At 65.5% G+C, this 25,570-nt stretch carries 18 protein-coding genes; 10 read left to right on the forward strand and 8 right to left on the reverse strand.

The window, feature by feature from the left end:
- Positions 1-161: 161 nt before the first annotated feature.
- Positions 162-8,087 carry a DUF4347 domain-containing protein gene (locus ACJRPG_RS06895; protein WP_407999301.1) on the forward strand — a complete coding sequence of 2,642 codons (7,926 nt, stop codon included), beginning with the start codon at positions 162-164 and terminating at the stop codon, positions 8,085-8,087.
- 145 nt (positions 8,088-8,232) lie between these two features.
- Positions 8,233-8,937 carry a phage tail protein gene (locus tag ACJRPG_RS06900; RefSeq protein WP_407999302.1) on the forward strand — a complete coding sequence of 235 codons (705 nt, stop codon included), beginning with the start codon at positions 8,233-8,235 and terminating at the stop codon, positions 8,935-8,937.
- On the opposite strand, the gene ACJRPG_RS06905 is transcribed toward ACJRPG_RS06900, so the two are convergent.
- Together ACJRPG_RS06905 and ACJRPG_RS06910 are read right to left on the reverse strand one after the other, a co-directional pair.
- Positions 8,934-9,962 carry an SAM-dependent methyltransferase gene (locus tag ACJRPG_RS06905; protein WP_407999303.1) on the reverse strand — a complete coding sequence of 343 codons (1,029 nt, stop codon included), beginning with the start codon at positions 9,960-9,962 and terminating at the stop codon, positions 8,934-8,936. The genes ACJRPG_RS06900 and ACJRPG_RS06905 overlap by 4 nt on opposite strands.
- Positions 9,959-10,282, reverse strand: a complete 324-nt coding sequence (locus tag ACJRPG_RS06910; RefSeq protein WP_407999304.1) for a DUF6916 family protein — start codon at positions 10,280-10,282, stop codon at positions 9,959-9,961. Before ACJRPG_RS06910 ends, ACJRPG_RS06905 begins: the two co-directional genes overlap by 4 nt.
- Before the next feature lie 50 nt (positions 10,283-10,332).
- On the opposite strand from ACJRPG_RS06910, the gene ACJRPG_RS06915 reads away from it, so the two are divergent.
- The 5 genes from ACJRPG_RS06915 (at position 10,333) to ACJRPG_RS06935 (ending at position 15,924) form a co-directional block, all read left to right on the forward strand.
- A complete protein-coding gene (locus ACJRPG_RS06915; protein WP_407999305.1) occupies positions 10,333-10,821 on the forward strand; it encodes a GNAT family N-acetyltransferase in 489 nt (162 codons plus the stop codon).
- A gap of 94 nt (positions 10,822-10,915) precedes the next feature.
- The gene (locus ACJRPG_RS06920; RefSeq protein WP_407999306.1) at positions 10,916-12,556 is read left to right on the forward strand and encodes a DUF4214 domain-containing protein; all 1,641 of its coding nucleotides are present in this window, start codon (positions 10,916-10,918) and stop codon (positions 12,554-12,556) included.
- Between the two features lie 181 nt (positions 12,557-12,737).
- On the forward strand, positions 12,738-12,989 hold the full coding sequence (locus ACJRPG_RS06925) for a hypothetical protein (RefSeq protein WP_407999307.1): 252 nt from the start codon (positions 12,738-12,740) through the stop codon (positions 12,987-12,989).
- Positions 12,990-13,158: 169 nt separating this feature from the next.
- On the forward strand, positions 13,159-14,253 hold the full coding sequence (locus ACJRPG_RS06930) for a hypothetical protein (protein ID WP_407999308.1): 1,095 nt from the start codon (positions 13,159-13,161) through the stop codon (positions 14,251-14,253).
- A gap of 72 nt (positions 14,254-14,325) precedes the next feature.
- On the forward strand, positions 14,326-15,924 hold the full coding sequence (locus ACJRPG_RS06935) for a hypothetical protein (protein ID WP_407999309.1): 1,599 nt from the start codon (positions 14,326-14,328) through the stop codon (positions 15,922-15,924).
- Positions 15,925-15,931: 7 nt separating this feature from the next.
- Here ACJRPG_RS06935 and ACJRPG_RS06940 read toward each other — a convergent pair whose 3' ends face one another.
- Genes ACJRPG_RS06940 through ACJRPG_RS06955 form a run of 4 tightly spaced genes read right to left on the reverse strand, consistent with a single transcriptional unit; the run spans position 15,932 to position 20,471 of the window.
- The gene (locus ACJRPG_RS06940; protein WP_407999310.1) at positions 15,932-17,086 is read right to left on the reverse strand and encodes an HlyD family secretion protein; all 1,155 of its coding nucleotides are present in this window, start codon (positions 17,084-17,086) and stop codon (positions 15,932-15,934) included.
- 6 nt (positions 17,087-17,092) lie between these two features.
- A complete protein-coding gene (locus tag ACJRPG_RS06945; protein ID WP_407999311.1) occupies positions 17,093-18,523 on the reverse strand; it encodes an efflux transporter outer membrane subunit in 1,431 nt (476 codons plus the stop codon).
- Between the two features lie 2 nt (positions 18,524-18,525).
- Positions 18,526-20,040 (reverse strand): MDR family MFS transporter, encoded by a 1,515-nt coding sequence (locus ACJRPG_RS06950; RefSeq protein WP_407999312.1) that lies wholly within the window; start codon positions 20,038-20,040, stop codon positions 18,526-18,528.
- Positions 20,037-20,471: a MarR family winged helix-turn-helix transcriptional regulator gene (locus ACJRPG_RS06955; RefSeq protein ID WP_407999313.1), complete on the reverse strand. Its 435-nt coding sequence runs from the start codon at positions 20,469-20,471 to the stop codon at positions 20,037-20,039. The genes ACJRPG_RS06950 and ACJRPG_RS06955 overlap by 4 nt, the downstream gene beginning before the upstream one ends.
- A 134-nt stretch (positions 20,472-20,605) precedes the next feature.
- Here ACJRPG_RS06955 and ACJRPG_RS06960 point away from each other — a divergent pair, with 134 nt between their 5' ends.
- Both ACJRPG_RS06960 and ACJRPG_RS06965 read left to right on the forward strand, forming a co-directional pair.
- The gene (locus ACJRPG_RS06960; RefSeq protein ID WP_407999314.1) at positions 20,606-21,061 is read left to right on the forward strand and encodes a hypothetical protein; all 456 of its coding nucleotides are present in this window, start codon (positions 20,606-20,608) and stop codon (positions 21,059-21,061) included.
- A 39-nt stretch (positions 21,062-21,100) separates the two neighbouring features.
- Positions 21,101-22,399: an NAD(P)/FAD-dependent oxidoreductase gene (locus ACJRPG_RS06965; protein ID WP_407999315.1), complete on the forward strand. Its 1,299-nt coding sequence runs from the start codon at positions 21,101-21,103 to the stop codon at positions 22,397-22,399.
- A 6-nt stretch (positions 22,400-22,405) separates the two neighbouring features.
- Here ACJRPG_RS06965 and ACJRPG_RS06970 read toward each other — a convergent pair whose 3' ends face one another.
- On the reverse strand, positions 22,406-23,839 hold the full coding sequence (locus ACJRPG_RS06970) for a cytochrome P450 (protein ID WP_407999316.1): 1,434 nt from the start codon (positions 23,837-23,839) through the stop codon (positions 22,406-22,408).
- Between the two features lie 97 nt (positions 23,840-23,936).
- Between ACJRPG_RS06970 and ACJRPG_RS06975 the strand changes: the two genes are divergently transcribed.
- Positions 23,937-24,794, forward strand: a complete 858-nt coding sequence (locus ACJRPG_RS06975; protein WP_407999317.1) for a helix-turn-helix domain-containing protein — start codon at positions 23,937-23,939, stop codon at positions 24,792-24,794.
- Here the strand turns inward: ACJRPG_RS06975 and ACJRPG_RS06980 are convergent.
- Complete coding sequence (locus ACJRPG_RS06980) at positions 24,791-25,495, reverse strand: sensor histidine kinase (RefSeq protein ID WP_407999318.1); 705 nt, start codon at positions 25,493-25,495, stop codon at positions 24,791-24,793. The genes ACJRPG_RS06975 and ACJRPG_RS06980 overlap by 4 nt on opposite strands.
- Positions 25,496-25,570: the final 75 nt, after the last annotated feature.

Here is a 25,570-nt window from a genome sequence, read left to right on the forward strand (position 1 = left end):
TTTGCGATAATATTATGATTATAAATATTTCTTTTTAGAAACATGTGAATATTGGTGAGAATATGCGCCTTAAATCTGAGTACTATTCGCTTTAATTATCCTCCAGCCTGACCGCGCTGCATAACACAACATCCTTCCTTTGATACCCCGGAGTTCCCCGAATGACCGCTGAAACGAATATGCCGATGCCCGGCAACAGCAAGCACGAGATTGCGTTTATTGATACGTCGGTTTCGGGTTACGAAACCTTGCTGGCAGGCGTCAGGGATGGTGTGGAGGTGGTGCTGATCGACGGCGCCCATGATGGCCTGGCCCAGATTGCCGCTGTGCTGGCGGGGCGGAGCGGAATCGATGCGCTGCATATCCTGTCGCACGGCAGCGAAGGTGCGCTGGCGCTGGGTTCCGGCACCGTGGACCTGGACGGCCTCGATAGCCATGGCGCCGAACTGGCGGTCATTCGCTCCGCGCTGGGCGAGCAGGCCGATGTTCTGCTGTATGGTTGCAATGTTGCCGGCGGCGCCGCCGGAACGGCCTTCACCAGCCGGCTGGCCGAACTCACCGGCGCCGATGTCGCCGCATCGGAGGACTTGAGCGGTTCCTCTCTGCTGGGCGGCAACTGGCAGCTGGAGCGCGAGCTGGGCTCGATCGAGGCCGGCAATGTCTTGTCCGGCCCGGTTTCCTTCTCCGGCTTGCTGGCGGCGCCTGCCGATGAAAACTTCCAGTCTTATGCCGGCGACCTCGGAACCGTCCCGGCGACGCCGCGTACTCTGGGCGGCTTCAACTATCTTCTGGACGGCGGCGGCACCACTTACATTGTTGACTCGGCTTCGTTCGGGCTGACTGCTACCACCAACAACACGCTGGTGCTGAATGCAGACGCCGCGAATAATGTGCGCAACTTTACGCTCCAGTCGACTTCGCTGAGCGACAACTTCGCCATGACCAAGCTCTCCCTCGAGTCGTTTGGCGGCACCGCGTCGGTACAGTTTACTGTGAAGGGCTACGACGGCGGCACGTCGGGGACACTGCGCGTATCCGAGGACATCACCATCACGGCATCGTTCAGCGGCACAACGATGAGCTATGTCAAAAATCCGTCGGTCGATGGAGGTGTGCTCAATTTCGGCGCAGCCTGGGGCAGCGTGGACACGATCGTGTTCACTGCAACCGACGGCACCGGCCTGTATATGGCCATCGATACCATCGACGTTTCCCCGGCAGACACCACGGCGCCGACGGTCAGCAGCGTTTCGGTGCCATCCAACGCCACCTATGTGGTGGGCCAGAACCTCGATTTCACGGTAACGTTCAGCGAGAACCTTACCCTCACCGGTTCCGGCAGCAAACTGGGCCTGACGATCGGCAGCACGGCGCAGGAGGCGGCCTTCCTGTCGAGCACGGGCAATACGGTGACTTACCGTTATACGGTGCAGGCGGGCGATGTGGACGCCAACGGCATTACGGTCGGATCCCTGACGCTCGGCGGCCATACGATCCGCGATGTGGCGGGCAACAATGCGGTGCTCACGCTGAACAGCGTGGGCGCAACCGGCAGCGTGCTGGTCGATGGTGTGGCGCCTGCTGTCAGCGGCAACATCTCGGTGCCGGCCAACGATACCTATATAGTGGGCGAGGTCCTGAACTTCACCGTGACTTTCGACGACGACGTGACGCTTGCCGGCAGCGCCAGCACGCTCGGCCTCACCGTAGGCAGCACGGCCCGCAATGCTGCCGTCACTGGTAGCACCTCCAACAGCATCACTTACAGCTATACGGTGCAAGCAGGCGACAGCGACGCAAATGGCATTGCCGTGACCGGCATTTCGCTGAACGGCGGCACGATCCGCGATGCGGCAGGCAACGATGCAAGCGTGAGCCTGAGTGGCCACCTGCCGTCGCTGACGGGCGTGCTGGTGGACGGCGTGGCGCCTGCGGTAAGCGGCAATATCAGTGTGCCGGCAAACGATTCTTATCGCGCAGGCGAAGTACTGAGCTTCACGGTGACGTTCGACGAGAACGTCACTGTTACCGGCACAGACAGCGTGCTGGGTCTGACCATCGGCAGCACCGCGCGCGACGCCGTCTTCGGTTCGAAGACGGCGAACTCCATCACCTATACCTACACGGTGCAGGCAGGCGATACTGATGCCAACGGCATCGCCGTGGGCAGCATCACGCTGGGTGCGACCACCATCAAGGACGCGGCAGGCAACGATGCGGTACTGACTCTTGCCGGCCATCTGCCATCGACCGCGGGCATCCTGGTCGATACCACGGCGCCGGCTGTTACAAGTGTTTCGGTGCCGTCCAATGCCAGCTATGTGGCCGGCCAGAACCTTGACTTCACCGTCAACTTCGGTGAGAACGTGACTGTGACCGGTTCGGGCAGCACGCTGGGCCTGACCATCGGCAGTACGGCGCAGAACGCAGTCTACCTGTCAAGCACGGGCAGCACGGTGACTTACCGCTACACTGTGCAGGCAGGCGATGTGGATGCGGACGGCATCACGGTGGGCAGCCTTGCGCTGAACGGCGACACCATCCGCGACGCGGCAGGAAATGATGCGGTGCTGACCCTGAACAGCGTGGGCGCTACCGGCAGCGTGCTGGTCGATGCCGTTGCACCTTCCGTTAGCGGCAACATCTCGGTGCCTGGTAACGACACCTATACGGTAGGCGAGACGCTGGCCTTCACTGTTACCTTCGATGAAAACGTCACTCTGGGGGGCAGCGCCAGTACGCTCGGGCTCACCGTCGGCAGCAGCGCGCGCAACGCCATCGTCACCGGCAGCACGGCCAATACCATCACCTACAGCTACACGGTGCAGGCCGGCGACAGCGATGCCAACGGCATTGCCGTCACCGGCATTTCGCTGAACGGCGGCACCATCCGCGATGCAGCCGGCAACGATGCGAGCGTAAGCCTGAGTGGCCACCTGCCGTCGCTGGCGGGCGTGCTGGTGGACGGCGTGGCGCCGGCCGTTAGCGGCAATATCGCGGTGCCGGCCGATGCTTCCTATCGCGTCGGCCAGACGCTGACTTTCACGGTAACGTTCGATGACAATGTGACCGTAAGCGGTACTGACAGCGTGCTGGGCCTGACCATCGGCAGCACGGCGCGCGATGCGGTGTTCGATTCCAAGACGGCTAACTCGATCACCTATACCTACACGGTGCAGGCGGGCGATACCGATGCCAACGGCATCGCGGTGGGCAGCATCACCCTGGGCAGCAGCACGATCAGGGATGCAGCAGGCAACGACGCAGTGCTGACCCTGTCCGGCCACCTGCCGTCGACCACGGCCATCCTGGTCGATACCGCGGCGCCGGCAGTCGCCAGCGTATCGGTGCCGTCCAACGGCACTTATGTGGCCGGCCAGAACCTGGACTTTACCGTCAACTTCGGTGAGAACGTGACCGTGACCGGTTCGGACAGCGAGCTGGGCCTGACCATCGGCAGTACGGCACGCAGCGCGGAGCTGCTGTCGAGCTCGGGCAGCACGGCGACCTACCGCTACACGGTGCAGGCCGGGGACGTGGATGCGGACGGCATCACGGTAGGCAGCCTTACGCTGAACGGCGACACTATCCGCGACGCGGCGGGCAATGACGCGGTGCTAAGCCTGAACAGCGTGGGCGCTACCGGCAGCGTGCTGGTCGATGGCACCGTGCCAGGCGTGAGCGGCACTATTTCGGTGCCAGTTAATGACACCTACGTAGTCGGCGAAACGCTCAGCTTCACCGTGACGTTCGATGAAAACGTGACCTTGAGCGGCACCTCGAGCACGCTCGGCCTGACCGTCGGCAGCACGGCACGCAACGCCACCGTTACGGGCAGCACGGCCAACAGCATCACGTATAGCTACACGGTGCAGAACGGCGACAACGACGCCGACGGTATCGCCGTCACCGGCATTGCGCTGAACGGCGGCACCATCCGCGATGCGGCCGGCAACAATGCCAGCCTGACGCTTACTGGCCACCTGCCGTCGCTGGCCGGTGTCCTGGTCGATGGCGGTCCGCCTTCGGTGAGCGGCAATATCTCGGTGCCGGCGGACGGTTCCTATCATGCCGGCCAGACGCTGTACTTCACTGTTGCCTTCGACGAAAACGTCACCGTCGCCGGCACCGACAGCGTACTGGGCCTGACTATCGGCAGCACCGCGCGCAACGCTGTCTTCGATTCGAAGACGGCGAGCTCCATTACCTATGCCTACACGGTGCAGGCAGGCGATACCGATGCCAACGGCATCGTGGTGGGCGCTATCACGCTGGGCAGCACCACGATCAAGGATGTGGCGGGCAACGATGCGGTGCTGACTCTGTCGGGCCACCTGCCATCGACCACGGCCATCCTGGTCGATACCACGGCGCCGGCTGTCGCCAGCGTTTCGGTGCCATCCAACGCCACCTATGTGGCGGGCCAGAACATGGACTTCACCGTCACCTTCGATGAGAGCGTGACCGTGACCGGTACCGATAGTACGCTGGGCCTGACCATCGGCAGCACGGCACGCAGCGCCGTGCTGCTGTCCAGCACGGGCAGCACGGCGACCTACCGCTACACGGTGCAGGCCGGCGATGTGGATGCGAACGGCATCACGGTGGGCAGCCTCTCGCTGAACGGCGGCACCATCCGTGACGCTGCGGGCAATGACGCAGTGCTGACCCTGAACAGCGTGGGCGCCACCGGCAGCGTGCTGGTCGACGGCACCGTTCCAAGCGTGACCGGCACCATTTCGGCGCCAGGCAACGACACCTATGTGGTTGGCGAGACGCTGGACTTTACGGTGACGTTCGACGAGAACATCACCCGGGCCGGCACCGCGAGCACACTGGGCCTGACGGTCGGCGGCACGGCGCGCAACGCCGTCATCACCGCCACTACGGCCAACAGCATCACCTACAGTTATACGGTGCAGAACGGCGACAACGATACCGACGGCATTGCCGTCACCGGGATCTCGCTGAACGGCGGCACCATCCGCGACAGCGCGGGCAATGATGCCGACCTCGGACTCGCCTCGCATCTGCCGGCGCTGACGGGCGTGCTGGTCGACGGCGGCCCGCCATCGGTCAGCGGCAATATCTCGCTGCCGGCAAACGCCTCCTACAACGCCGGCGACGTGCTGCGCTTCACCGTGACGTTCGACGAGAACGTGACGCTGGCCGGTTCCGGCAGCACGCTGGGCCTGACCATCGGCAGCACGGCGCGCGAGGCGGCTTTTGAGACCAGCACCGCCAATTCCATCACCTACGCCTACACGGTGCAGGCGGGCGATACCGATGCCAACGGCATCGCCGTGGGGGCCATCACGCTGAACGGCCACACCATCAAGGATGCGGCAGGCAATAACGCGGTGCTCACGCTGACCAGCCATGTGCCCTCGACGGCGGGCATCCTGGTCGACACGACCGCGCCGCAAGTAGCCAGCGTTTCGGTGCCATCCAACGCCACCTATGTGGCAGGCCAGAACCTGGACTTCACTGTCACCTTCGATGAGAACGTGTCCGTGACCGGCGCGGGCAGCACCCTGGGCCTGACCATCGGCAGTACTGCACATAACGCGGCCTATTTGTCGAGCACGGGCAATACGGTGACTTACCGCTATACGGTGCAGGCCGGCGACGTGGATGCGGACGGCATCACGGTGGGCAGCCTCTCGCTGAACGGCGGCACCATCCGCGACGCGGCGGGCAATGACGCGGTGCTGACCCTGAACAGCGTGGGTTCCACCGGCAGCGTTTTGGTCGACGGCATCGCCCCAGCCGTGACCGGCACCATTGCCGTGCCCGGCAACGACACATATGTGGCCGGCGACACGCTCAGCTTCACGGTGACTTTCGATGACAACGTGACCTTGAGCGGCACCCCGAGCACGCTCGGCCTGACCGTCGGCAGCACGGCACGCAACGCCACCGTTACGGGCAGCACGGCCAACAGCATCACGTACAGCTATACGGTGCAAAGCGGCGACAACGACGCCGATGGCATTGCCGTCACGGGTATTGCGCTGAACGGCGGCACCATCCGCGATGCTGCAGGGAACGAGGCCAGCCTGAGCCTGACCAGCCATGTGCCGGCACTGACAGGCGTACTTGCTGACACGGCGGCGCCAAGCCTGCTCACCGCCACGGTCAACGGCGCCACCATGGTGCTGACCTACAGCGACGCCGGCCTGCTCGATGCAGCCAATGTACCGCCGACCAGCGCCTTCGGTGTGCTCGTCGCCGGCAGTCCGGTCCTCGTGAGCGCGGTGGCGGTGAATGCCGCGGCACACACGGTAACGCTGACGTTGGCCTCGGCGGTCAGCAGTGGACAGGCAGTCAGCGTGGCCTATGCCGATCCGACTGCGGGCAACGATGTGAACGCAGTCCAGGACGCAGCAGGTAACGATGCGGCCAGCCTGGCCTCGATAGCCGTTGTCAACAACACGCCGTCTCCCGAGGCACCGCCTGCGACCGGCACGGTGGACGGTGTGCCGGTGCAGACCGGCACCGTGACGAATTCCGATGGCAGCACCAGCCAGGTGGTCACGGTGCCTGTGGTGACGCCGTCGCGGGTGGAACAGGTCGGCAACAACACCGTGGCCGATATTCCGCTGGTGAAGGATGCGGGCGGCGCCAGCCTGCTGGCCGTGCAGGTGCCGGTCGGTGTCGGCCTGCAGGCAAGCGGCGGCGGGCAAGCCAAACCTGCCGGCAACTCGCTGACCGACCTGATCCGCGAGATCCAGGCCCATACCACGGCCGGTTCGGCGGACCAGAACCAGCTGACCGGCGGCGGCAGCGGCTTCCTCGGCGGCCTGTCCAACGATACGCCGCTGCTGGTGCAGACCATCGTCGTCACCGGCAACGGCGGCAGCAGCGGTACGCCGCTGGGCATTATCGGCCAGCCGCAGCAAGCCGGCTCGGTACAGACTGCCCTCGTGATCGATGCGCGCAGCCTGCCGAATGGCGCGGCGCTGGAACTGCAGAACGTGGAGTTCGCCGCCGTGATCGGCGCCGCCACGGTGACTGGCGGCGCCGGCTCGCAACATGTATGGGGCGACGGCGCCAGCCAGAACATTTTCCTCGGCGCGGATGACGACGTGCTGCACGGCGGCGCGGGCGACGATGTCGTCGGCAGCGCCGGCGGCAATGACGAGATCTACGGCGACGAGGGCAATGACCTGGTGTTCGGCGGCGAAGGCAACGACCGTCTGGATGGCGGCGCCGGCCAGGATATCGCGCGCTTCACCGGCCGCAGCGACGGCTACTCGGTACGCATGGTGGACGGCAAGCTGGTGATGGCGGCGCAGGCCGGCAGCGACGGCACCGACACGGTGGCGGCGGTGGAAACACTGCGCTTTACCGGCGGCCAGAGCAGCGCCGACGATGCCGTGCTGGCGCGCCTGTACGAGGGCCTGCTGCACCGTTCCGCCTCCGCCGCCGAAGTGGCCTACTGGCAGGATGTGCATGCGCGCGGCGTTTCCATGCACGATGTGGCGGCAGCCATCCTGGGCTCGGACGAATCCGGCCAGCCGGGTAATCCGGGCGGCGCCGGCAGCGACAGCGGGTTCGTGGCAGGCCTGTACCAGAACGTGCTGGGACGTACTGCATCGGCGGAGGAAAGCGCTTACTGGACCGGGCTGCTGGGCAGCGGCGTAGACCGCGCTACCGTGGCGCTGGGCTTCGTGAACTCGGCCGAAAAGCTGGCGTCCACGCTGGATCTGGACTTCAACCATAGCGATGTGGCGGTGCTGCTGCGCATGTACCACGCCCTGTTTGGCCGTGCCGCAGACGAAGCGGGCCTGAATTACTGGCTGGGCGCGCATGAGCAGGGCGCCTCGCTGGGGGCAATTGCCGACGCCTTTACCATGTCGGCCGAGGCCCAGGGCCTGCTGTCGCAGGGCGACAACGCGGCCTTCATCGAGCAGCTCTACCAGACTGCGCTGGAGCGCGCGCCCTCGGCCGGCGAGAAGGCCCTGTTGCTGGAACAGCTGCAGCAGGGCGTGTTCGACCGCGGCCAGGTGCTCCTCAACGTGGCTGAGTCCGCAGAGAGCATCGCCATCGTGGGCAGCATCGGCACCAGCATCGCACTGCTGTGAGGGACAGGCAATTGATGAACATGGGCGATGGCTGCCGGCAGGTATGGCCGGCAGCCGGAGTCCAGGGAGGGCACGCCGCTGGCCGGCGTGGGCAGCACGAGTATTGTCATTATTTGAGAAACACTTCCAAAACAAAGGAGCAGGTATGGCAGAAGCGTATGTAGGCGAGATTCGACTGTTTTCGTTCAACTGGGCCCCGGACGGCTGGCTCCTGTGCCAGGGACAGTTGGTGCAGGTGAACCAGTTCCAGGCCCTCTTTTCGCTGATCAGCAACGTCTACGGCGGCGACGGCATGTCTACCTTCGCGCTGCCCGACCTGCGCGGCCGTGTGCCGGTCCAGGCGGGCCAGGGCCCATTGGGTTTCTACCAGTGGGCGCAGAAAGGCGGCACCAGCAATACCCAAGTGAGCGGAGCCGGTTCCGTGACGATTACCAGCATGAACCAGCTGCCCCAGCACACGCACGCGGCCTCCTTCAGCGGCACCGGCGGCTCGCCCTTCGTCGAGCCCATCATCAAGGTCAATATCAGCAACGACACCGCCACCAGTGCGGCGCCGCTGGCGGATGGCTACTTTGCACCGCTGAAGGCGGGCGGTCCCGGCGCCGCGCCACTGGGCTACACGGCCACGGCGAATAACGGCATGACCACGCTGAACACCAATACGGCAGTGGCCGGCGGCGGCGGTGGGGGCGGCATCACGGGCGGCACGGTGACAGTTGCCGCGGCCGGCGCCGTTACTCCGAGCGCAATCCCCGTGCCCTTCACCGTCACCGTGCCGGCAACTGACCCGCCCTTCGTGGTGATGAACTACGCGATCTGCGTCAACGGCATCTACCCGCCGCGTCCCTAAGCGGCCGGGACCAGCATCAGGCCGGGCGCCTCGCTGATACGGTAGGCGAACTGCAGGTGTTCGCCGCCGGCCAGCGCGGGCTTGCCCGGCAGGTGCTGCGGCAGGTTCAGGCTGGATTCGTAGTCGTCCAGCCTGTGTGGCCCGAATGCCGTGATTTTCGTCAGCAGGCGGGCTTGCATCCGCTCCGGCAGCTCGGCGGGTATCTGTACCGCGCCGGCGGGCAGCAGGCTGCCTTCCTTCTGCCATGCCGTGATCGCTTCCCGGTCCAGCCGGAACACCGGCCCGAGGGGGATGCGTTCGCGCTGCGCGGGCTGGGGCTGGGCATCCGGTCCTTCCAGCGGCGGCGGCAGTTCCTTTCCGGGCCGTAGCAGGCAGGCCTCCACCGTCACCGATTCGGGCACCAGCAGGGCAGCGGGCGCCTGCGCCGCCAGGTGGCGCATGATGGCCACTTGCGGCTCGCTGCGCAGCGAGGCATTCATGGTTTCGGACACGATCACGTCCGGCAGCTGTGCCGCGTCGAGCCGCAGGGCGCAGGCATCGTCCAGCACATAGCGGCTCACACTGGACGCCAGGCCGAAGCCCTCGACCAGGCTGCGCGCACAGTCGAGTGAAGCAGCGTGGATGTCGAGCAGGGTGAAGCTGGCCTGCTGCGCATCGAACAGGGTCATGAGCGGCAGGGCCAGGGTGGCGAAGGGGCCGCAGCCCGCATACAGCACGCGTACCGGCCGGTCCGGCCTGCGGGCCTGTTCAATGGCGGAGGCCAGTCCTTTGATGAAAGTAATGGTGCGCAGCGGCTCGCGGGCGCAATGGGCGGCCTTGATGGGCGAGATCGCCAGGCCGGCGCTGGTGGTGGTCTGGTTGGCGCCAATGTCGGGCTGCGACTCCGGCGACAGCCCGGTCAATCCTTCCAGCAGGCGGCTCAGTGCGACGGCCTCCCGGATCAGGCCGTCGCGCTCGCGCGCGCTGCTGGTGATTTCACGTGCCAGTGCCTGCAATGCAGCGCGGGCCTCGGCGGAGGGCGTCATGCGAACAGCACCTGGTAGCGCCGCATGCCGGCCGGCGTGGCGATGGCACCCGCAACGCCCGGCAGCGGCGGCATGGTGGGCGCGATGCACCACAGCTGCCGCTCCATGGCCGGGTGGTCGACATAATAGTTATCCTGCGCCAGCACGGGCTGCTGCGGGCCGCTGAAGATCAGCGACAGCGGGGCGCGGAAGGTTTCCGGCAGGCCGTGGCGCGGCATTTCGGTGCAGCCTTCCAGCTGCAGGGGAATCGGACCGGCCGCCGTATCGACGGTGAAGACCGTGCCGGCCAGGGGCGCAAAAAATTCGGCTGTAGGGTTCATGGGCACATTATGATGGACAGCGGCCACCATCTCAACAATTTGCGAACCTTATGCTGAAACTCGAACATGACCGTCTCACAGTGCGGCCTGCCCAGGCTGGCGACGAAGCCTTCCTGAAAGCGCTGTACGCCTCGACCCGCGAGGACCTGCAGTTTGCCGCGCCCACGCCGGCCATGCTGGAACTGCTGATGGACATGCAGTGGCGGGCCCAGAGCGGCGGCTACCGCCAGAGCTTCCCGCAGGCCGTCAACCTGATCGTGGAAACGCAGGCCGCGCCGGTGGGGCGGCTGCTGGTGGACCGCAGCCTGGCGCCGTGGCGCATCGTCGATATCGCCTTGCTGCCAGCCGCGCGCGGGCAGGGCTATGGCGCCGCGCTGCTGCGGGCGCTGCAGCAAGAGGCGGCTGGCGCGTGCGCCATGCTGGCCCTCAGCGTGCGCCTGGAGAATCCGCGTGCGCGCCGCCTGTATGCCGCGCTGGGCTTCGCGTCCGTGAGCAGCGACGGCCTGTCCGAGCAGATGGTGTGGGGGGCGCCGCGATAGCCTTTTTGTTTCCATTTGTATGTAACGTATTTTCTACATTTTTTTCCTATTAAGATTTTCGGACCCCTTTAATCTCGATAGGAAGATTTCAGCCATGTCCTCTACCATACCTGTTCCGGTTCCGATGGATCTCGTTGACGGCGTTTCCGTTTATATCAGGCAGGTGCGAAATCCCGACGGCACCTTGACGCAGGATTACCGGGTCGATCCCGTCGGCGCCGGACGCGTGGACACCATCGGCAGCCCGAACCTGGCCGATATCGGCATCGTGAAAGCGCCCGGCACCGGCCAGGTAAAGCTCACCGTGCAGCTGCCCACCGGAACCGGCTTTGAAGCCAGCGGCAGCGCCGAGGCCCGCGTGGCCGACACGGCGCTGAACGAACTGATCGCCCTGATCGACGCCACTGCAGTGCCGGATGGCCAGCTCAATTCCCTGCACCTTGGCGCGCGCGAGTTCCTGAACCGGGCCATGGCCGCCGATGCCCCTGTGCTCATGCAATCGATCAGCTTGAGCGGCAAGGCCGATCCGGCCGATGAAGCCACTTTCGGCATCGTGGCGGACGGCACGGCCAGAACCGCCGTCCTGCTGGATGCCCAGTCGCTGGGCAATTCGGTGGTGCGTCTGGAAAACGTCGGTTTCGGCCTGGTGAAGGGTGCGCTGCAGGTAACGGCCAGCGGCGAAGGCGCGCTGCTGTTCGGCGATGCAGCCGGCCAGCACTTCAGGCTGGGCAACGGCGACGATATCGTGCACGGCGGCGCGGGCGACGATATCCTGAACGGGGGCGGCGGCAACGACCAGCTGTACGGCGATGCCGGCAACGACCTGCTCAATGGCGGCATGGGCGATGACCGGCTGGACGGCGGAGCCGGCATCGATACCGGCTACTTCGAAGGCGGCCGCAGCGACTACGCCATGCGCGTGGTGGACGGGCAGCTGCAGCTCAGCATGCGCGCGCCAAGCATCGGCAATACGGATACGCTGCATGGCGTGGAAGTGCTGGCCTTTACTGCCCAGGGACGCAGCGTGCCGGAATCGGTGGAGCGCCTGTACGAAGCGGTGCTCGGGCGCGACGCCAGCGCGGCCGAAGTGGCCTACTGGCAGGAAGCCAACGAGCGCGGCACCTTCCTGCAGTCGATCGCCAACACCATCGCCCATTCGCCGGAAGCGGGCAATGCGGGCAACCGCGAGTTCGTCGCCACCCTCTATGAGCGCTCGCTGGACCGCGTCCCTTCGCAGGCCGAGCTGGATTACTGGGCCGGCCGCCTGGATGACGGCTTCAGCCGCGGCGGCGTGGCACTGGGCATCGTCAACTCGGACGAGAAGCTGGGCCTGACCAGCGCAGTCGATATCGCCAGCAGCGATGTGGGCGTGCTGGTCCGCCTGTACAACACGGCCTTCGGCCGGGCGCCGGATGCGGGTGGCCTGAACTACTGGCTGTCGCAGCTGGAGCAGGGCGTGTCGATCGGCGATGTGGCCGATTCCTTCGCACGGGTGCTGGTGCCGAACGAGCTGCCCAACTCGGCAGCCAATGTGGTCAGCGATGAAGCCTACATCGGCTACCTGTACCGGACCGGCCTGGAGCGCGATGCGACGCCGGCCGAGACGGCGCAGCTTGCGGCGCTGATGAAACTGGATCCCATCTTCGACCGCGGCCAGGTGCTGCTGACGATTGCCGAGTCCTTCGAAAGCGTGCAGCTGGTGGGCGCCATCACCAGCGATATTGTGACGGTCTGAGCTCCCCTGCGCCGGCGCAAGGCTGGCGCAATGCGCTGGATGCACTATGCTGTTTTAAGGAGCAGCCATGCCATCCAGCGAATTCGACCCCGTGGTCCACCAGTCCGGCCTGAAGCTCCTGCGCCAGGAGCTTCAGGCCGCCAGTGCGCAGCAGGAGTGAATCGATGTACTGCGGCAGGAAATGTCTTCCCGTATCGATTTGTTCCGTGCCGAAATGCTGGGCCGTTTCGAAGTTGTTGACCAGCAATTCGCCGCCTTGCGCCAGGAGCGGATGGCAGACAAAGTAGAAATGGATGAGCGCTTTGCCGCGTTACGGAGTGAGGTCGAGGCGCGCATTGGTGCCTTGAAGGCGGAACTAATACGCTTCATGTTCGGCGCCCTGATCGCGCAGGCCGCTTTCATTGCCGGCGTAATCAAGTTGCTGCCCGGCTGACCTGTGTCTGCAACGTTGCGAAGTGATAAAAGGTGAGATTTTCGTGCTTGCGAACGCGCTATAGTTTCCCGTAGAAAAATTACGGAGATTCTCGGTGCATCGCTTTTGTCTCGTATTCCTTGCCTGTCTTACCCACTTGGCGCCGGCACAGGGTGTGGAGCCCAACCCCTTGCCGCGCCAACTCGTCGTCACATGCGGGCAGTCAGGCACCCGCTGGTCGGCTAACATCGAACAGCGTGAGTTGGCGGAGCACGAGGCCGTCAGCACCTCTTCGGCACCGCTGGTCTCTGGGCAGAACTCAGTTTTTGTTGTAGCTGAAGATGGCATGGGCGAGTGCCGGTTCCTGGAAAACCACAGCGTTCGAGTCAAAGTTGGACGCGAGACCGCCAGCATGGGCATGTGTGGTGGCGACCCGGAGGTCTTCGCCAGTGTGTGGGTGGATGGACGGAAAGTGCTGTCACAGCATTGGTTCGCGGCCTTTTGTAAGGAACAGGGCGAAGATAATGTGTTTCGGTTCGATGTCCTCAATGGCAGCCTGAAACATTGCCAGTCACCACGGTCGAGGAGCAAGAAAGCTGCCTATCTATCCTCGGGCGGTGTATGCGTACGGTACCCTGATCTTGCACGTTTCCCACGCGATCTGGTCGAATATCCGCCGTCGGGGAAGAATGCCCCGGCTCCCGGAACGATTGAGATAATGCGTGGACGTGATGCGGTTTGCAGCTATGCTGCGCAGACAATCGGGCAGGGCCAGCTTACGTCACCTGATAGCGAGGAAGCGAACGTCGACCTTCCCGGGGATATGAACAGTGCGACGATGGCACGATTCGACTTCGATAACGACGGCAGAATGGATACCATCTACACACGCAACTTCGAGAACACTTATCAGCACGGTGCCGTACTCCTGGTATTGCCTGGCTCGGTCAAGGCACCTCCGCGATCCATCCCGGCGATGGAAAAGTCGGGCGCGATACTGCTGCCATGCCAATGGGACAAGAAGCGGCCGAAAATCTCCCAATGTGCACCTTTTTCCCAAGGGGCTGACGAAACGGGGGTCGACGTAAAGTCCGACACCGGGGCGATAAGCCGGTTTCGCAGCCGATACACGGATGTAGAACCCTTTATTTTCAAGCGAAAAACCTATATCCGCGCTCGCAGCTATTCCAGCGATACGCTCGATCACTATGCTGTCCTCGAGCCGCGAACCGGAGCAAGATATGAGATCAAGTGTCTGCTCAGAAAGGTCCAAGTGAACTACTAGGCTTTCGTGCCTCATCGCTGCCGGCTTTTGGCTAGAATTTGCTGAACACATCCAGTTTTCAGCGAGGGCATTGTGAACAGCAGCGATGGCACCGTTACTGTCGATCCGCAAGCCGCACCGGCGTCCAATGGGCGCCGGCTTCATATCCGCTCGCTGGACGAGCACCTGTGCCACGACCAGAGCTTTGCCTCGGCGCTGGCGCGCACGGTCGGCGCGCTGGCCGTGGGGGCGGACCAGAGCATCACGCTGGCGCAATTCGCCGCCGTCACCGATATCGCAGGCGAAGGCAAGGCCTCGGCCGTGTTTACGGCGCTGATGCTGAATGCCATGGAGTCCTTTGTGACGGTGGACTGGGCGCTGAACGCGCTGGCGCGCGCCAGCCAGACGGCGGCGCCGTCAGCCCGGCTGGCCGCCTACGATACCGTGAAGCCGTTGCTGGCGCTGCAGGGGCGGGGCGCCCGGCCGCTGGCCCAGCGCATCGCCCGCGCGCTGGATATCCGCCTGCAGCCGGAGAACCTGTTCGGCCTGCCGCCGGAAGAGGAGCGCCGCCTCTTGAACAATCTCGGCACGCAGGCGCGCAAGCTGGTGAAGGGCAGGGGGCTGGTGGACGCGGTGGCCGATTTCGGCCGCAGCACCGGCCAGATCGAGCTGCTCGACCATGCGCGCGGCTTCAACGGCGGCATGATGAATGCCGGCCAGCTGCGCGAAGCGGTGCAGGGCGCGCTGCAGACCATCAGCCAGGGCATCGCCACTTACCAGGACTCGGCCGCGGGCGCCGCCGCCAGCGAGGCCGGCGCCGCCAGTCTCGCTGCCACCGCCGAACAGCTGCGCCAGCAGGTGCAGCAGCGGCTGGCGCTGGTGGATGCGCGCATTGCCTACGAACGGCGCCTGCTGCAGCAGGACATCGACGACGCCGTGCACGATGCGGGCAACGCCGTGGAGCTGGCCATCGGCGAGCGGCTGGAGAGCGGGCAGTGGAAGGATGAAGACCTGTGGTCCAGCATCGCACAGCAGCAGTTCGGCCAGGAGATGGAGCGCCGCCTGGACCGCGTGGTGCGGCGCAAGGAGGAAGCGCTAGACCTGCTGAACAACGACCTGCGCCTGTTCCAGGCCGATATGCGCATTACCCAGTCCACCGTGTTCGAACGCCAGCACCATGCGGCACTGGCCCGCCTGATGCCGCGCCTGCGCCTGAGCACCCGGCTGGTCAACTCCGTGGATACGGCCGCCAATGTCACGCTGATGGGCAGCGCGGTGGCGGCCGCCGGCACCAGCACGGCGGCCTATCTGTTCGGCGTTGCCGTGGTGGTGCCGGTGGTGGCGCCGATGGTGCCTTTCGTCGGCGGCGCCGTGCTGCTGGCCAGCGCCTTCAAATGGGCCACGGACAGCAACAAGCGCAAGCGTTCGGAGATCCGCGACAAGCGCCGCGCCTTCGAGGAGGAACTGCGCAAGCGCCTGAGAACGGCGGAGGATGCCTTCACCAGCCAGATGGAACGCCTCGGCGACGCCTTCTATGAATCGGCGCGCCAGCTGCTCACGCCCGTGATGCTGGAAGCGGAAGCGGCCGGCCGCATCCAGGCTGTGCGCAAGCGCATTGCGGACAAGGTCATCGCCCAGTCGCAGGCCGCCATCAGCCAGCTGCAGGCGGCGCTCGGCGGCCAGGCCGCCTGAGGCGGGCTCAGTGCAGGTTGCGTGACACGATGCCCTCGGCGGCGCTATTGGCCTGGGCCAGCGGCTGGTTCAGCACACGCGTCGCATACACCGGCGCCTGCGGCATCGGCGCCCCCAGCATGGCGCCGCCGGTCTTGCTGATGTCCACCTTCACCGTGGTTGAGAGGCCGACGCGCAGCGGATGCTCCGCCAGCTCTTTCGGATCGAGCGCAATGCGCACCGGCACCCGCTGCACCACCTTGATCCAGTTGCCGCTGGCGTTCTGCGCCGGCAGCAGCGAGAAGGCGCTGCCGGTGCCAGCCGACATGCCGGCCACCTTGCCATGGTAGGCCACCTTGCTGCCATACAGGTCCGCCTCGATCTCCACCGGCTGGCCGACGCGGATATCGCGCAGCTCCGATTCCTTGAAGTTGGCATCGACCCACAGCTGGTCCAGCGGCACGATGGACAGCAGGGCCGTACCCGGCGTGACATGGGCGCCGACCTGCACGCTGCGCTTGGCCACATAGCCGGACACCGGCGCCAGGATGGCATTGCGGCGTGCAGCCAGCCAGGCTGCGATATAGTCGGCGCGGGCGGCCTGCACGGCAGGGTGGTCCGCCAGCGGCACGCCTGACACCCCGGCGCGCGCGGCTTCCGCCTGCTTTTCGGCGACCGCGATGGCCGCCTTTGCATTCGCCACGGCCTGCCGCGCATGCTCCACGTCTTCGCCGGAGACGGTATGGTCCGCCGCCAGCGGCTTGCGGCGCGCCAGGTCTTCTTCCGCATTCTTCAGCGCCAGGCGGCGCTGGGCGACCAGGGCGTCGTACTGGCCCACATCGCTGTAGCGCTGGCGTTCCTGGCGCACCGTGGCGCCCAGCTTCGCTTCCGCCTGGCGCAGCGCCACCTCGGCATCGGCCGGATCCAGCTTGACGATCTCGGCGCCGGCCTGCACCAGCTGGGTCTCGTCGGCGCGGATCGCTTCCACATTGCCCGTGACCTGGGAGGACAGCGTCACCAGGTTGCCGCCCACATAGGCGTTGTCGGTCTCCTGGTACTTTGACAGCACCAGCGCGTAATACGCAGCATAGGCGGCGCCGATGGCGATGAAGGATGCGGTAATCCCCGCCAGCACTTTCTTGCGTTTGGCCGGATTGGCCTGATTCGTGGTGTTTTCGCTCATGATGTTTTACCGGGAAGTGAGGGCAGGCGATTCGGCGAAGTAGCCGCCGCCTAGGGAATGGGTGAGTGCGACTTCCGCCTGCAGCTGGAGCTGCTGCAGGTGCAACGCCAGGTCCTGCAGCTGCAGCAGCGCGAGCTGGGAAGTCAGCAGCGCATTGTTGTCGGCCAGGCCTTGCTGCAGCTTCTTCTCCGTGGAGCGGGCCACGGCGGCGGCGGTGGCGTTTACCGCCGCCTGCTGCGCCAGCTGGCGTTCAATGCCCTGCAGCGCCGCGCCATCCTGCGCCACATCGCGTACTGCATTGACGACGGCGAGGTTGTATTCCGCCACCAGCTCATTGCGTTCGCTGCGGGTGCTGTCCAGCTGCGCGGACAGGCGCTTGCTATCGAACAGGGGCAGCGACAGGGAAGGCCCGATCAGCGCCGTGGCGCTACCGGCGCGCAGCAGCTTCGGAATCGAGACCGTATCGAGGCCGAAAGAGGCGCTCAGGTTCAGGTCCGGATAAAAGGCCGCCTGCGCCGCATCGATGCGGCTCATGGCCGATTGCACGCGCCATCGCGCCGCCTGGAGGTCGGGGCGCCGCGCCAGCAGTTCGACGCCGAGGCGCGCCGGCAGGCGGTGCGGGGCCGACATCAGCGGCAGCGGGTTCAGGTCGGCCAGCGCCTGGCTGTCCGCACCCAGCAGCGCGCGCAGCGCTTCCTTTTCCTGCGCGGCTTCGGTATCGAACTGGTCGAGCTGCTTCTTCAGCATCAGCAGGCCGGCTTCCGCGATGCGCAGGTCGTCGGCTGTCGCCAGGCCATGCGCCAGGCGCTTCCTGCGGTCCTCGATGGTGGCGCCCTGTTTCAGCACCATCTGCCCGCCGTTCGCGCGGCGGGCCCACAGGCCCTGCAGCGTGAAGTAGTGGGTGGCGATGGCGGCGGCCAGGTCCTGCTCAGCCGCGGCATAGGAAGCGCGGCGTGCGTTCACTTCGCCCACGGCCGCTTCGATCTGTGCCTTGTTGCGGCCCCACCAGTCGAAGTGGTAGCGCGCTTCCACGTTCACGGATTCTTCCGTGATCCAGGAACCGCCGATGGGTGTCGGCAGCAGGCCGTTGGCGGAGTAGCGCTGGCGGGTAAGGCCCGCATTCAAGCCCGTTTCCAGCCCCAGTTCAGCATTGGCGCGGTTGACGGCGGAACGGGCGGAGGCAATCTGCGCCGCCGCCACTTCCAGCGTTGGCCCTTTCGCCAGCGCGCGATCAACGAGATCGTTCAGCTGGTGGTCGCCGTAGGCGGTCCACCAGCGCGCTTCCGGCCAGCCTTCGCGCGCCAGCTTGATGGAGGAGGGCAGCTCCTCCGCCACATTGCGCATGGCAAGCGGGTGCCGGTCGGCCGGGATGCCGGCGCAGCCGGCAAGGGCCAGCGCGAAGGCAAGGCCGGCCAGTTTGGGTATTGTGTTCTTCATTCTTACTCCATTGCGGCGTGATCGACGGCTGGTGCGGCCAGTTTTGCCGGAGGGCGAACCAGCAGGAGCAGCGGAATCACAGCCAGCGTCAACAAGGTCATCAGCCAGAAATCGTTCACGTAGGCGATCATCGATGCCTGCCGTGTGATTTCATTGTTCAGGGCCAGCGCCGCATCCGGCGTGGCCACGTTGTTCAGCAATGCCGGGTTGGTAATGTTCACCTTTTCCACCAGCGAGGCGTGCATGGCCTGCGTATTCCGCACCAGCAGGGTCTGTACCAGCGCGATGCCGATGCTGCTGCCGATATTGCGCACCAGGCTGTAGATGGCCGTGCCCTCGGCACGCATCTCCGGCGACAGCGTGGCGAAGGTGGCGGCGCTGAGCGGCACGAACACAAGGCCCAGCCCCAAGCCCTGGATCACGCCAGGCCACACGATGTCGCTCTGCGACAGCACCAGCGTGTACTGGCTCATCTGCCATAGAGAGAAGGCCGTGATGGCAAAGCCGGTGCCCAGCAGCAGGCGCAGGTCGAAGCGGCCCACGAGCCGGCCCACCACCATCATGGCCACCATGGTTCCCAGCCCGCTGGGCGCCGTTACCAGCCCGGCGACGGCGGCCGGATAGCCCATCAAGCCTTGCAGCATGGTCGGCGTCAGCGCGCGGGTGGCGAACAGCACCAGGCCCACGATGAAGATGAACAGCAGGCCGCTCACATAGTTCGCATTCTTCAGCAGTCGGTAGTCGAAGAAGGACTTGCCGGGCGGCGTAGTCAGCGTGTGGCCCACGAACCAGGCGAAGCTGATGGCCAGCAGGATGGCTTCCACCCAGGTTTCGGTGGAGGCGAACCAGTCGTTCTGCTCGCCCCGGTCCAGCAGCATCTGCAGCGCGCCGATGGCCAGGCTGAGGGTGATGAAGCCGAAGGCGTCGAAGCGCATCTTGCGCGGCGCTGCCACGGGGCGGATGTAGCGCCAGATGCCGTAGAAGGCCAGCGCGCCCACCGGCACGTTGATGAAGAACACCCAGCGCCAGTTGTAGCTGTCGGTCAGCCATCCGCCCAGCGTGGGGCCGAGGATAGGCCCGATCATCACGCCCATGCCCCATACCGCCATGGCCGAGCCGTGCTTCTCGCGCGGATTGATGTCGAGCAGCGTGGCCTGCGACAGCGGCACCAGCGCCGCGCCGAAAATGCCCTGCAGCAGGCGCGCCACCACGATCTCGGTCAGGGAGCTGGAAAGCCCGCACAGCACCGAAGCGATGGTGAAGCCCGCCACCGAGGCGAGGAAGACGTTCTTCTGGCCGAAGCGGTCGCACAGCCAGCCGGTCAGCGGCGTGGCGATGGCGGCAGCCACGATGAAGGAAGTCAGCACCCAGGTGATCTGGTCCTGCGATGCGGACAGGCTGCCCTGCATATGCGGCAGCGCCACGTTGGCGATGGTGCCGTCCAGCGCCTGGATGATGGTCGCCAGCATGATGGAGACCGTGATCATGCGGCGGTTGATGCCGGTATCCGTGTTCATGCTTTCGATTCGATGGCGGCCTGCAGCGATTCAAGGAACTCGGTAATCATGGCCAGCTTGTCGCGGTCAACGCCGCCCAGCAGCTCTTCGCGGAAGGGATCGGCCAGGCTGCGCAGGTGGGCATAGACGGCGCGGCCGCTGTCCGTGAGGGCGACCAGCTTCACCCGGCGGTCGGTCGGCGATGGCTGGCGTTCCATATGCCCGGCCTTCACCATGCGGTCCACCATGGACACCATGGACGGGTCTTCGATGCCGAGCAGGCGGGCCAGCTCGGTTTGCGGCACCGGGCCGTACTTGGCCAGCGAGCCGATCGCGAGCCAGCTGGCCTGGCTCAGGCCGAGCTCCTTCATGCGCCGGTCCAGGGCGAGGCGCCAGGCGCGGGCCGTGCTGTGCAGGGCGTGGGAAAAGCGTTCTTCGATAGTCAGCGACATATAAGATGGCTAATGGTTAGATATCTAAGTATATTCTATCACGCAATATTTAAGTGCGCTGGCGTACATACGGACGCCCGGCTCAGCCTTAGAATGCCGGTATGGCGCTTGCCATGACTTTTAGTGAGTACGACATGAAAACTATCCTCCTCGCCGCCAGTCTGCTGGCCATTTCAGCAGCCGCCTCCGCGCAGGACGTCGGTGTATCCATCAATATCGGCCAGCCCGGTTTCTATGGCCGCATCGACATCGGCAACACGGCGCCGCCGCCCGTGATTTACGCCCAGCCCATCATCGTGCAGCGCCCGGCGCACTACATCGAAGAACCGCTGTACCTGCGTGTTCCGCCTGGCCACGCGAAAAACTGGCGCAAGCACTGCGGCCGGTATAATGCCTGTGGGCGCCGCGTCTACTTTGTGCGCGACAGCTGGTACCTGAACGATTACGCGCCGCGCTACCGCGCCGAGCACGGACACCGGGACCATCACGATCACGACCGTGGTCACGGCCGCGACAAGCACGAGCGCAAGCACGACAAGCACGACAAGCACGACAATCACGGCAAGGGGCACGGCAGGGGCCACGACTGACGATGGCGGGCCGCCGCCCCATCACTCAGGGAGAACCGTTTGCAAAGCAAATTCGTGATCGTAGGAGGTGGGGCGGGCGGCCTGGAGCTGGCCTGCAAACTGGGGCGCAAGCTGGGCCCCGCCAAGGTGATGCTGGTGGACAGCCGCCTCTATCACATCTGGAAGCCCTCGCTGCATGAAGTGGCGGCCGGCACGCTGGACATCCACCAGGAAGGCCTGTCCTACCAGATGCTGGCGCATGACAACGGCTTCACCTATGTCTACGGCGCCATGCGCGCGCTGGACACGGCCGCCAACACCATTACCGTCGATGCCATCGCCACCCAGGCGGGTGAGACCGTGCTGCCGGAGCGGCAAATCCATTTCGAGCATCTTGTGATGGCTGTCGGCAGCACCTCCAATTATTTCGGCGTGCCGGGCGCCGCCGAGCACACCATCTCCCTCAATGCCACCGAAGACGCGGAGCGCTTCCGCCTTACCCTGCTCAAGCTGCTGACCAAGGCCGCGCTGGAGAAGGGCGACCGCAGCACTTCCGGCGTGGACGTGGTCATCATCGGCGGCGGCGCCACCGGCGTGGAGCTGGCGGCGGAGCTGCGCGAAGCGAGCGGCGTCTACACCGCTTACGGCTTCGGCCACCTCGACCCGAAGAAGGATGTGCGCATCACGCTGCTGGAAGGCGCCCCGCGCATCCTGGCGCCGCTACCGGAACGCGTGTCCGGCGCCGCGCTCAAGCTGCTGAATGAACGCGGCATCACCGTCGTTACCGATACCCGCGTCACCGACATCAAGCCGGACCACGTTACCGTGGCCAAGGGCGAGGTCTATCCCTGCGATATCGTGGTGTGGGCGGCCGGCATCAAGGCGCCGGACTTCCTGCGCGGCCTCGGCCTGCCGGTGGCCAAGGGCGGGCAGATCGAAGTGAGCGGGGAACTGGTGGTGAAAGGCTTCCCGAATATCTACGCGCTGGGCGACTGCGCCCTGTGCATCGGCGCAGACGGCAAGCCGGTGCCGCCGCGCGCCCAGGCCGCGCATCAGCAGGCCGACTACCTGCTGGCCGCCTTCCTGCGCATCGAACGCGGCCAGGCGCCGCTGGGCAAGCCATACGAATACCGCGACTACGGTTCGCTGGTGTCTTTCGGGCAGTCCACCTCGGTGGGCAGCCTGATGGGCTCATTGCGCGGGTTCAACTGGTTCGTGGAAGGCTTCTTCGCGCGCATGATGTACACCAGCCTGCACCTGATGCACCACCAGGCCGTGCTGGGATCGATCCGTACCGGCGTGCTGGCGCTGGCGCGCTTCCTCATCAAGCGCACCACGCCGCTGGTCAAGCTGCACTAATGCGCACTAGCGCGGCGTGAGCCGCATGCGCATCGGCGCGGGGCCCATCACAAAGCCCATCACCTCCTCGGGCGGCAGGCCGTCTGCGGCCTCGAGGCTGGCGATATTGAAGCGGCGCAGCAGCGCCGCGATCGCCACCTTGATCTCCAGCAGCGACAGGTAGCGGCCCGGGCACATGCGCGGCCCGCCGCCGAAGGGCAGGTGCACACCGCGCGCGCCGCCGCCGCCTTCCAGCCAGCGCTCCGGATCGAACTGCTGCGCGAGCGGGAAGTACTGCTTGTCCATCGTGTCATGCCGCATCACGCACCACAGCAGCGTTTCCGCGGGCAGGGCGATGCCGGCCACCTGAGTGTCCTTTACCGCCTGCAGTGGAATGAAGGGCGCCGCCGGCTTCAGGCGCATGGCTTCGTGCGCGCAGGCGTCGATGTAATCCAGCGCATCGGCCTGGGCCAGCGTCATGTGCTCCACGTCCGGCACATGCTGGTCCAGTTCCGCCTGGACGCGGCGCATCGCTTCCGGATTGGTATGCAGCAGCCAGACCAGCCACCCCAGCACGCTGGCCGTGGTATCCTCGCCGGCCAGCAGCATGGTGGTGACATTGCCCACCACGTCCAGGTCGCCCAGGCCGCTGTCAGGCTGGTCGGTGGCGGCGATCATCGCGTGCAGCAGATTGGAAGGATTGGCGGCAAGCGCCGGATTGGCCGCCATCTCGGCGCGCGCCTCGGCCACGAAGCCGTTGACGGCGCGGCGGAACTCGGCCGAGCTGTGTTCCAGCTCGCGGTCGGCTTTCAGTTTGAAATAGCGCCAGTAGGGGAAGGGCATGAAGGAGCGCCGCGCCACGCCGGACAGCACCACTTCCATATGCTCCTGGATCACGTCGTCGCCCGTTTCCACGGTATTGACCTCGGCGCCGAAGGCCAGGCCCGCGATCACATCGACGGTGAAGCGTTTCAGGTCGGCGCCCAGGTCGATGCTTGCGCCCTGTTGCGCCGCCTGCATCCAGCGCTTCTCCAGCCGGGCGCCAACCTTGTTCAGCAGGGGAAAGTAGGCCTTGATGGCATGCGGCGCGAAGGCCTGCATCACCATGCGGCGCTGCTTGCGCCAGTGCGTGCCTTCGGCCAGGAACACGCCCGGCGGGCCGTCCAGCTCGATCGATACCTCGGCCGTGATGGCGGGCCGGCGGAAGGTATCCGGCCGCTCGCGCAGGATATCGGCGATCACCGCATGGTCGCTGAACACCACCACCGGCTTGTTGGCCATCTGCACCCGGAAGCAGGGCCCGTACTTGCGCGCCCAGCTTTCCATCTGCAAGTGAATGCTGCGCGGCTTCAGCTGCAGGGCGTTGCCCAGCAGGGGCAGGCCGCGCGGGCCGGGAAGGTCGGCAATGCGCCGCGGCGGCGTGGTGGCGGTGTCGGTGCGGGCGCTGGTAGGTGCGCTCATGAACTCTCCTGTGGGTGGTCATCGGATGCAGCCAGTATTGCAGGACAGCGGACCGGCGTCTTGAATCTTTTCGACACGGCTCGGCTACAATGATCGCATGCCGGACGCCATTTCGTCACCGCCAACCATTGCACGCCTGATTGCGCCGCGCATTGCGCTGGCTTCCTGCCTGCGCGCCATCGTCGAGCGCAGTACGCTCGGCTGCGCTTTGCCCCCCGACCAGCGCCTGAACCGGTATCCGGCCACGCCGTTCTGCGGCATTACCCTGCTGTTCGAGGGCGAGCTCGCGCTGGTGCAGCCAGCCATCGAGGGTGCCGTCCTGCGGCCGCGGCAGGCCCTGTTCTTTGGCCCGCACACCATGCCCACCATCAGCGGCAGCCCGGGCGAAGTGCACTTCATGACGCTGATGTTCTTCCCCGACGCGATGCACCGGCTGACCGGCATCGACATGGCTGGCATGATGGACCAGATGCTGCCGATGGAACAGGTGCTGGACGCCGGATGGCAGGCGATGGCGGCCGCTGTCTTCGCTGCGGCGGATGCGGAGGCGCGCACACGCATCGTCGAGGACTTCCTGGAACCGCGCTGGCAAGCGTCACGCCAGCCGGAGCTGGCCGCCGGTGTAACGGACTGGGTACGCGGCCTCGCTGTTCGCGCCGCCGCTGCAGGACTGGGCCGCAGCGCCCGTATGGCCGAGCGGCGTATCCGCGCGTGGGCGGGGCAGCCCATGCGTTCGCTGCGCCGTATCCATCGTGCGGAGCAGTCGTTTTTTGAGGCGCGCGCAGAACTGCTGCACGGCAAGGTGTCGTGGAGCGATGTCGCCGCGCGCGGCGGTTATGCCGACCAGGCGCACCTGAGCCGCGAAGCGCGCCAGATCACGGGCCTGCCGCCCAGCGAATTCGCGCGCCTGAGCCTGACCGATGAAAGTTTCTGGGTGTACCGGATCTGGAATTAGCTGGCCTGCGGAACCGGCTTGGGCAGGATGACAGTGAGCGCCGAGCCGCCGTCCGGGTTGCCGTTCAGGGCCAGCCTGCCGCCCAGGTAGACCGCCCGTTCGCGCACCACGCGCAGGCCGTATTTGCCGTCGGTTCCGGCCGGCTGGCTGCCGGGGCCGACGCCGTTGTCCTTCACCGTCAGCATGATCTCGTCCTCGTTGTCGTCAACGATCACATCCACCTCGGTGGCGCCGGCATGGGCGGTGACATTGCGCAGGCCTTCTTCCAGCGTGCGCAGCAGCACCACGGCGTGGCTGCGCGGCACCATCGGTTCCTCATCCGGCAGGCTGCAGCGAGAGGTAATGCCGTGCTGCTCGCCGAACTGTGTGACCAGTTCGCTGAGTGCAACGCGGATGCCGAGGAACTCCAGCTTGTCGTTCCACAGCCGGTGCTGCATCTGGCGGTTGGTCTCGATAATGGTGTGCAGCAAATTCTTCATCTGCGTCGCGCGGTCCAGCAGGGCCGGTTCCTGCGGCAGCTTGGCCGTCAGCAGGCCGAGGTGCATGGTCAGTGCGGTCAGCGAGGAGCCCAGGCTGTCGTGCAGCTGGCGCGCGAGAGCCCGGCGCTCATTGTCCCAACAGGTGTTGACGTGGCCGAGCAGGTCGCTCAGGTCGGCGGCGCGCATTGCGCTGTGCTGGTCTTCCGGTGCAGAAGCGGACATGGTCATCAAATAAATGCCAATCGTTAAGGAAACCGATCATACATGAGGTTTTGAGGAAATGTCGCACGGGCATAA

The sequence above is a fragment of the Pseudoduganella rhizocola genome (genome assembly GCF_045984285.3).
Taxonomy (GTDB): domain Bacteria; phylum Pseudomonadota; class Gammaproteobacteria; order Burkholderiales; family Burkholderiaceae_D; genus Rugamonas.

What these genes read in the sequence shown, in the direction of transcription:
- ACJRPG_RS06895 (WP_407999301.1), top strand. Translation starts at nt 162, where the DNA reads ATGACCGCTGAAACGAATATGCCGATGCCCGGCAACAGCAAGCACGAG.
- ACJRPG_RS06900 (WP_407999302.1), top strand. Translation starts at nt 8,233, where the DNA reads ATGGCAGAAGCGTATGTAGGCGAGATTCGACTGTTTTCGTTCAACTGG.
- ACJRPG_RS06905 (WP_407999303.1), bottom strand. Translation starts at nt 9,962, where the DNA reads ATGACGCCCTCCGCCGAGGCCCGCGCTGCATTGCAGGCACTGGCACGT.
- ACJRPG_RS06910 (WP_407999304.1), bottom strand. Translation starts at nt 10,282, where the DNA reads ATGAACCCTACAGCCGAATTTTTTGCGCCCCTGGCCGGCACGGTCTTC.
- ACJRPG_RS06915 (WP_407999305.1), top strand. Translation starts at nt 10,333, where the DNA reads ATGCTGAAACTCGAACATGACCGTCTCACAGTGCGGCCTGCCCAGGCT.
- ACJRPG_RS06920 (WP_407999306.1), top strand. Translation starts at nt 10,916, where the DNA reads ATGTCCTCTACCATACCTGTTCCGGTTCCGATGGATCTCGTTGACGGC.
- ACJRPG_RS06925 (WP_407999307.1), top strand. Translation starts at nt 12,738, where the DNA reads ATGTCTTCCCGTATCGATTTGTTCCGTGCCGAAATGCTGGGCCGTTTC.
- ACJRPG_RS06940 (WP_407999310.1), bottom strand. Translation starts at nt 17,086, where the DNA reads ATGAGCGAAAACACCACGAATCAGGCCAATCCGGCCAAACGCAAGAAA.
- ACJRPG_RS06945 (WP_407999311.1), bottom strand. Translation starts at nt 18,523, where the DNA reads ATGAAGAACACAATACCCAAACTGGCCGGCCTTGCCTTCGCGCTGGCC.
- ACJRPG_RS06950 (WP_407999312.1), bottom strand. Translation starts at nt 20,040, where the DNA reads ATGAACACGGATACCGGCATCAACCGCCGCATGATCACGGTCTCCATC.
- ACJRPG_RS06955 (WP_407999313.1), bottom strand. Translation starts at nt 20,471, where the DNA reads ATGTCGCTGACTATCGAAGAACGCTTTTCCCACGCCCTGCACAGCACG.
- ACJRPG_RS06960 (WP_407999314.1), top strand. Translation starts at nt 20,606, where the DNA reads ATGAAAACTATCCTCCTCGCCGCCAGTCTGCTGGCCATTTCAGCAGCC.
- ACJRPG_RS06970 (WP_407999316.1), bottom strand. Translation starts at nt 23,839, where the DNA reads ATGAGCGCACCTACCAGCGCCCGCACCGACACCGCCACCACGCCGCCG.
- ACJRPG_RS06975 (WP_407999317.1), top strand. Translation starts at nt 23,937, where the DNA reads ATGCCGGACGCCATTTCGTCACCGCCAACCATTGCACGCCTGATTGCG.
- ACJRPG_RS06980 (WP_407999318.1), bottom strand. Translation starts at nt 25,495, where the DNA reads ATGTCCGCTTCTGCACCGGAAGACCAGCACAGCGCAATGCGCGCCGCC.